Raw genomic sequence first — 3,646 nt, forward strand, 5'->3', positions numbered from 1 at the left:
AGCTCCTCGGCAATCCTCTTGAGCGCCAAGCCATCTCCGTCGGTGAGCGCACGGGCATGAGACAGGGTGAGCCGGCCCACCGTGCAATCCACCTCGCCGGCCAGCCGCTGCGTCCGGTACACCGCACGGGCGTCGCCGAGGCGGACCCCGTCCTGCAGAGCCCGCAGCGCTACCGCCGACTGGCCTCCCCGCTCGGCGGCCTGCACGGCCTCGCGTGCGGCCTCGATCGCTTCGACCGGGTCGTTCTGCGCCGCTTTCGACCAGGCCCGGGCCAACGCCAGCTCCGGGGTGAACAGCGCCGATTTCATCCCGTGCCGCGCTTCCGCGGCCGACAAGGCCTTCGCGGCGCCTACCTGGTCGCCCTGCTGCCCGCGCGCCTGGGCCAGCAGCATGAACGACAGCGGGCCCCATGAGTAACCGGTAGGCGCCAACGCGTCGGCGGCCCGCGCCAGCAGTGTCACCGCGGCCTCGAAGTCGCCCTGCGCGAGCGCGACGTACGCGACGAGAAGATCACCGATCGCCTGCCCGGGGTCCTTCGACTCGGCGGCCTCGGCGTATCGCTGCGCGAGCGTCCGTGCCTCGTCGAGCCAGCCCGTCATGACGAGAGCCGTGATGCGGCCGAAGCCGCTGGTGAACCGCAACAGCCCAGGGTGCTCGACGGACACCGCCCGCGCGGCGAGCTCGTCAACGCGGCCGAACCGTCCGGTGCGGGCCGACGACAGCGCCGCCGCCGACGCGGCCCAGCCGACCGCGACGTCGTCGACGCTTGGCGCCGCGAGCACCTCGTCGGCCAGCCGCAACGCCCGCAGCGGCGTGCCCGCGTTCATCGCAAAGGTCGCGCCGAGCGCGTCAAGCGTGGCTCGTGCCGCAGGCCCGGAGGCCCGGCCGCGGACAGTCTGCAAAAACGCGATCGCCCGGGTCGGCTCGCTGAGCATCCAGAATTGGTTCGCGGCGCGTGGCAGCGCCCAAGCCATCAGATCCATCTCCGAGAGCCCGTCGGGATCGACGGCGCCGAGCACGTCGTCGGCTTCAAGGCCCCGGCCTTGCCAGGCGAGGTCCTGCGCGTGGGCCAGTCGCGCGCGCAGCGAATCGAACTGCGTGTCCGTGCGCGACTCAGGTGGCACTTGCCGAATCTTAGGAGGCTACGTTGACCGTGTGTCGGATTCGGCGGGGTCGGAACGCGAAGAGGTCCGCGGACGTGAGGAGCAAAAAGAGGTCCGCGGACGTGAGGAGCAATCAGCATGGGCAGTTTGCGTGTACTGCGCGTCCGGGCCGCGACACCCCGAGCTGCTCGCGCTTGCAGCCAGCGTCGGCAAGGCCATCGCCGACCGCGGTTGGACACTGGTATCTGGTGGCGGGAATGTCTCGGCGATGGGCGCGCTCGCTGAGGGCGCCAGGGCGCACAGCGGCCGCACCGTCGGCGTGATCCCCAAGGCCCTGGTGCACCGGGAACTGGCCGACGTGGACGCTGACGAGCTCGTCGTCACCGACACGATGCGCGAGCGCAAGCAGGTGATGGAGGACCGTTCGGACGCGTTCATCGCGCTGCCCGGCGGGCTGGGCACGCTGGAGGAGCTGTTCGAAACCTGGACCGCCGGCTACCTCGGCATGCACGACAAGCCGGTGGTACTGCTGGACCCCTCCGGCCACTACGACGGACTGTGGGTGTGGCTGGAAGGTCTCGTCGAGCGCGGGTACGTCCGCCCCGAGGCGCTGACGTGGGTGGTGGTGGTCCGCGATGTCGAGGCGGCCATGGCCGTGTGTGCGCCCGGCTAGGCTGTGCGCCAGTTTGCAGTGGCGCTGGAGAGGGAAAGTAGTGGTCATGGCGGAGAACGGCGAGAACGGCAAGGAATCGCGAGAGAAACCCGAGTCCATAGGGCTGATCGACATCGCCAAGCGGTTGCCGGGTCTGGCGATGGATGCCCCGGTGATCGTCCAAGGGGTTCTGACCGGCTTCATGGCGCGGCCGTCGGGCAAGACGTCGATCGGGAAGGTCTTCCAGGACCGGGCTGCCCGCTATGGCGACCACGTGTTCATCAAGTTCGACGACGAGTCGGTCACCTATAAGGAGGCGAACGAGACCGTCAACCGCTACGCGGCGGTGCTGGCTGCTCGCCGGGTCGGTCGAGGTGACGTCGTCGGGATCATTCTGAAGAACTCGCCGCGTTCGGTGTTCCTGATGCTTGCGGTGGTCAAGCTCGGCGCGATCGCCGGCATGCTGAACTACAACCAGACCGGCAAGGTACTGGCGCACAGCGTCGAGCTGCTGGAGGCGAAGTTGCTGGTCGGCGACGACGAGCTGCTGGCCGCCGTCGACGAATCCGGCGCCGAGGTCTCCGACAAGCTTTCCGTCGACGAACTCGAGCGCCTCGCCGCCGACGCACCGACCGACAACCCGACGGTCACATCGTCCGTGCTGGCCAAGGACAAGGCGTTCTACATCTTCACGTCGGGCACCACCGGCATGCCCAAGGCGAGCGTGATGACCCATTACCGCTGGCTGCGCGCGCTGGCCGGGTTCGGTGGCATCGGGATGCGGCTGCACTCGAAGGACACGCTGTATTCCTGCTTGCCGCTCTACCACAACAACGCGCTGACGGTCGCGGTGTCGTCGGTGGTGAACTCCGGTGCGACGCTGGCGCTGGGCAAGTCCTTCTCCGCGTCGAAATTCTGGGACGACGTCATCCGGTACGACGCGACGGCGTTCATCTACATCGGGGAGGTCTGCGGTTACCTGCTCAACCAGCCCGAAAAGGACACCGACCGCAAGCACAAGGTGCGGGTGATCGGCGGCAACGGCCTGCGGCCCGGCATCTGGGACGAGTTCACCAAGCGGTTCGGCATCAAGCGCGTCTGCGAGTTCTATGCCGCCAGCGAGGGCAACACCGCGTTCGTCAACGTGCTGAACATCCCGAAGAGCACCGGTATCTGCCCGACGCCCGTCGCGTTCGTCGAGTACGACGGCGAGTCAGGCGACCCGGTCCGCGACGACAACGGCCGGGTGACGAAGGTCAAGAACGGCGAGCCTGGACTGCTGCTGTCGAAGGTGAGCAACTTCCAGCCGTTCGACGGCTACACCGACAAGGAGGCCACCGAGAAGAAGCTGGTGCGCGACGCGTTCAAGAAGGGCGACGTCTGGTTCAACACCGGCGACCTGATGCGTTCGCAGGGCTTCGGGCATGCGGCCTTCACCGACCGGCTCGGCGACACCTTCCGGTGGAAGGGCGAGAACGTGGCCACCACCGAGGTCGAGGCGGCCATCTCCACCGACCCGCAGATCGAGGAGGCCACGGTGTTCGGCGTCGAGGTGCCCGACACCGGTGGCCGGGCGGGCATGGTGGCCGTCCAACTCAAAGAGGGCGAGGAGTTCGACGGCAAGGCGTTGGCGAAAGCGGCCTACGAACGACTCCCGGGCTATGCCGTGCCGCTATTCGTCCGTGTGGTGAAGGAACTTGCCCATACGTCGACGTTCAAGAGCCAGAAGGTCGAGCTGCGCAAGGAAGGCTACGGCGGCAGCAGCGGCGAAGGTGACGATGACGACGTCGAGATCGAGGACCCGATCTACGTGCTCTCGGGTCGTGACGAGGGGTATGTCGAGTTCTACGACGACTACCTCGAAGAGGTCGCCGACGGAAAGAAGCCAAAG

The 3,646-nt window shown here is 67.7% G+C and carries 2 protein-coding genes and 1 pseudogene; 2 read left to right on the forward strand and 1 reads right to left on the reverse strand.

Annotated elements, in window-relative coordinates:
- Positions 1-1,085: pseudogene (locus tag QOH60_RS12750) on the reverse strand (AAA family ATPase); the annotation flags it as partial.
- Positions 1,086-1,254: 169 nt separating this feature from the next.
- Here QOH60_RS12750 and log point away from each other — a divergent pair.
- Both log and fadD6 read left to right on the forward strand, forming a co-directional pair.
- On the forward strand, positions 1,255-1,776 hold the full coding sequence (gene log / locus QOH60_RS12755; RefSeq protein WP_526420780.1) for a cytokinin riboside 5'-monophosphate phosphoribohydrolase: 522 nt from the start codon (positions 1,255-1,257) through the stop codon (positions 1,774-1,776).
- A 46-nt stretch (positions 1,777-1,822) separates the two neighbouring features.
- Positions 1,823-3,646 (forward strand): long-chain-acyl-CoA synthetase FadD6 (gene fadD6, locus QOH60_RS12760; RefSeq protein ID WP_526420778.1); only part of this gene is annotated, 1,824 nt, incomplete at its 3' end.

The organism is Mycobacterium sp., assembly GCF_032159765.1.
In the GTDB taxonomy this organism is placed as follows: domain Bacteria; phylum Actinomycetota; class Actinomycetes; order Mycobacteriales; family Mycobacteriaceae; genus Mycobacterium.